Genomic DNA, 3745 nt, shown 5'->3' with positions numbered 1-3745 from the left:
CCCACGGGCCTGTTCCGGGCTCATGTAGCTGGGCGTACCGACGGCGAAACCGGCCTGGGTGAATTGGGTGCGGTCGTCCAGTGACTTGGCGATGCCGAAGTCCGAGAGCACCGCCGTGCCGTCGGCGCGGAACAGGATGTTGGCCGGCTTGACGTCACGGTGCACCAGGCCCAAGCCATGGGCGTAACCCAAGGCCGAGGCAATCTGGCGGATGTAGATCAGACCCTGCTCCGGCGACAGACCGGCGGCGATGCGCTCCTTGAGCGTGCCGTTGGGCAGGTATTCCATGGCCATGTAATACAGCTCACCGACATTGCCGATGTCATGGATGGTCACCGTGTGCGGGTGCGACAAGCGTGCCAGGGTCTTGCCCTCGCGCAGGAAGCGTTCGCAGAACGTCGGGTCGGCCGCCAACGCCGCCGCCATCACCTTCAACGCCACCTTGCGTTCCAGCGAGCGCTGGGTGGCCAGGTAGACGTTGGCCATGGCGCCTTCGCCGATTTCGCCTTCGATGTCATAGCCCGGAATATCAATGTTCATGGCGACACCTTCACGACGATGGTGGTGATGTTGTCCGGTGCGCCGCGATTAAGCCCCAGGTGCACCAGGCTGCGCACGATTTCGTCCGGCGCGTCGTGGCCGAGCACCTCGCGGATCTCATGGTCCTCGACGGTCTTGGTCAGGCCGTCGCTGCACAGCAGGTAACTGTCGCCGGGGGCGATCAACAGATCCACCGAGGCCACGTCCAGGTGCGCTTCCACGCCCACCGCGCGGGTCACGATATTGGCGCGTGGATGCACGCGAGCATCGGCTTCGCTGAGCAGGCCGCTGTCTTGCAGGTCCTGCACGTAGCTGTGGTCGCGGGAGATGCTTTGCAGCTCACCGTCGCGCAGGCGGTACAGGCGACTGTCACCGGCCCACAGGCACACCCCGCGCAGCCCGCGCGCAGCCAACACCACGACGGTGCTGCCCATCATGGTCACGCCACGGTTGGCGGTTTCTTCGCGTACCGCCGCGTTAATGCGGATCAGGTCGTTGCGCAAGGCGGCCGCGAATTCGTCGAGGGAACGCCCCACTGGCACAGTGCGCAGGCTGTCGACAATCAGGCTGCTGACATAATCGCCAGCCGCGTGCCCGCCCATGCCATCGGCCACCACCCACAGGCGGTTCTCCGGCAGGTCCAGGCACGCGTCTTCGTTGACCTGGCGCACCATGCCCACATGGCTTTTGCTCGCCGATTTGTACGTCGCCCCCATCTACACCACACCTTCTTGTCCGAGCAAAAACTGCGCAAAATCGCTGGCGGCAGGCAAGCCCTGACACCTTAATAATCCGGGAGAAATACGTTGCGAGCCTCGGCCCCACCACAGGCTGGCGCCTTCGCAGGCTTGCTCGGCAAGCGCCGTCATACGCCCATGGGGCACGATGGCGGCCACGCGTTGCAGGCCGGCGAAGCGGCTGTCGACCGCGCGCACTTCAGTGGCCGGCAAGCCAAGGCGGTCGAGGCCAGCGTTGAAATCTTCGAACGCCGCGCCCGCGTCCAGGGTACTGAGCAGCAGCTCCTCGGCCTGCTCAAACCACGTATCCGGCCCGCCTACCAGAGAGGCGGGGTTGGTGTCGTGATCGAGCAATGCCACCACCGCCAGCGGAAAATACCGCCCGACCCGATCGATACTCGGCATCACCACACCCACCGCCGCGTCAGGTCCGCATACCCCTGGCGCCAATACAAAGCGCCACAGCGGGCTGACCAGATAGGCGTTGAGCCAGTCACCGCCCAAGCTGTTCTGGCTGGCGAGCAGCCCCGCCGCCAGCCAGCTGTCCCAGGGGGCGATAAAGCTCTGAGGCAAGGCACGGCTGACAAAATCACCGCGACTGGCCAACTTGCCGTAGAAACCCAGCGTCGTCATAGCCGCTCCGGCAGGCTGAAGCCACTGAGCACGCGGCTTTTGAACGGGTTGAAGGCGCTGTTGGCACGCAACTCGTAGGCAATGCTCGCGCCATCAACGCGCAGGCGCAGGTTGAAGCGGTCCGGCGAGTTACCGGCGGTCAGGTCCGATTGCTCCAGCAGGCGGAACCAAGCCCAGGGGCCGTCCAGCGTCACACCGGAACGCCCGCTGGCCGCCGGTGGCATGATGGAGATACGCACCACGCCGCTGCTGCCGGGGTTCGGCCATTGCATCGCCACCGGGCGGCTCGGGCCATGGTCGTAACTCAGTTGCTGGCCGTCGAGGTCAAGCAGGAACTGGGTGATGGTCGGGTCCATCGACACCGGCTTGAGTTCGAAGCGCACGATGGGTTGCGTCCCCCCCGACCTGAAGAACGCGTCACGAATCGTCGCCGCGCGCTGGAAGGTTTGCAGCACGCCCGGCGCGATACCAAGCTTTTGCGCCGCGCCCGGCTGCCAGCGCCAGGTCTGCGCCGATGTATCCACATAGGGCTGCAGGTACTTGCGGAAGTAGTTATCCATCACCCCGCCGACGCCGAAGAACTGGCCGAAGTCATCCAGGGTCGCGTCCCGCGCACTGCCCGGCGACATCGGGTAGCGCCCGGCCAGAGACTGGCGATACACGTTGACCACTTCGCTGACCCAGGCCGCGTTCAGCTGGTTACGCACCCCGCCCATCATGCTGTTGGTGGTGGAGTTGACCACCGACTTGACCATGCCCTGCACCAGCGGCGGCTGGCGTTCGGCATTCAGGCTGACCCGCGTGGCTGCGGCAGCCGCCTGGTTCTTCGCTTCGCCGAGCAGCGCATCGCCGCTGGCGCCGACCATGGCGCTGACTTGCACATACAGCGCATTCATATCCGAGAGCAGGCCGTCGATAGCCGCCGGCTCGCCTTCGTTTTTGCTGACGATGCTGTTGAGTTCGGCAAAATGCGCGGTGACCGGATCATCCGCAGCCGCGGGCGCATTGGCGCTCGGTTGCTCCTGGCCAAGCAGGCTGCCCAGGCGCTCCTTGAGTTTGTCGACGCCGCCCTCCACCGGCACGCCCTTGGCGGCCAATTGGCGCTCTTCGGCTTGCAGGTCGGTTTCCTTGGCCACCGCCACCAGCAGCTTTTTCAACGGCGAGGTCGGCCCCGAGATTACCCGCAGCACATCGGCAGCCTGGGCCACGCTGGTGATCGGCACAAAGTCGATGTCTGCCAACAACGCATCCCATTGGCGCTGGTAATCCTGGAAGTACAAGCGGCGTACATCGGCGGCCAGGCTCACCACGTTCTGCTGGTCGGCCTGTTCCTGGCCCAACACCCATTGCTCTTCAGCCAGGGTGCCGGTTTGGTTCAGGCTGCTCAGCAAAAACCCCTGGCGATAACCCTTGGCGGTGAAAAACCCGCTCAACGGCTCGCCCAACGGCTTACCGCTCTTGCGACTGAATACCAGCGCGGCATCCCGGCCGGCAGCTTCATTGATGCGAAAATCGGGGATACCTTCGGGCAGTTTCTGGCGTTTGACCCGGTCGTAGACACGCTGGGCCACCGGCAGTTGTTGCAGTTGGCGGCGCAGGTCGTCGATCAAGCGTGGGTCAAGGCGCGCACTCGGTGGATGGCGGTCAAACAGTGCCTGCAGATGCCCGGTCAACGCTTGGCGCTGATCGGCCGGAAGGTCGCGTGGCAGGTTGCGATCCCAGTCGAGGGCAATCCAGGCCTTGATGAAGTTTGGGTCGTAATGCTCGTTGTCGGCCAGCATCAGGTAGGCCTTGAGGCCTTCGTAGAGGAAGTCCGAGTTGCCGCCGCCGTGCAG

4 protein-coding genes are annotated in these 3745 nt (G+C 64.6%); all 4 read right to left on the bottom strand.

The genetic code is table 11. The annotated features are described in order from the left end of the window. On the bottom strand, positions 1 to 540 hold a 540-nt coding region (locus tag Q1V60_RS02055), incomplete at its 3' end, for a serine/threonine-protein kinase (protein ID WP_300627012.1). Beyond that, positions 537 to 1256, bottom strand: coding sequence for a protein phosphatase 2C domain-containing protein (locus tag Q1V60_RS02050; RefSeq protein WP_300627010.1), 720 nt, complete (start codon positions 1254 to 1256; stop codon positions 537 to 539). The genes Q1V60_RS02050 and Q1V60_RS02055, both read right to left, overlap by 4 nt. Continuing rightward, positions 1257 to 1910, bottom strand: coding sequence for a type VI secretion system-associated protein TagF (gene tagF, locus Q1V60_RS02045; protein WP_300627009.1), 654 nt, complete (start codon positions 1908 to 1910; stop codon positions 1257 to 1259). Further along, a partial coding sequence (gene tssM / locus Q1V60_RS02040; protein ID WP_300627007.1) for a type VI secretion system membrane subunit TssM occupies positions 1907 to 3745 on the bottom strand: 1839 nt, incomplete at its 5' end. The genes tagF and tssM, both read right to left, overlap by 4 nt.

This window comes from Pseudomonas sp. (assembly GCF_030147005.1).
Taxonomy (GTDB): domain Bacteria; phylum Pseudomonadota; class Gammaproteobacteria; order Pseudomonadales; family Pseudomonadaceae; genus Aquipseudomonas.
Note: the sequence above shows the minus strand (reverse complement) of the source record. Positions and strands in the feature narration are given on the sequence as shown.

Bases quoted from the DNA above. Each gene is read 5' to 3' on its own strand.
- tagF (WP_300627009.1), bottom strand. From the start codon at position 1,910: ATGACGACGCTGGGTTTCTACGGCAAGTTGGCCAGTCGCGGTGATTTT.
- Q1V60_RS02050 (WP_300627010.1), bottom strand. From the start codon at position 1,256: ATGGGGGCGACGTACAAATCGGCGAGCAAAAGCCATGTGGGCATGGTG.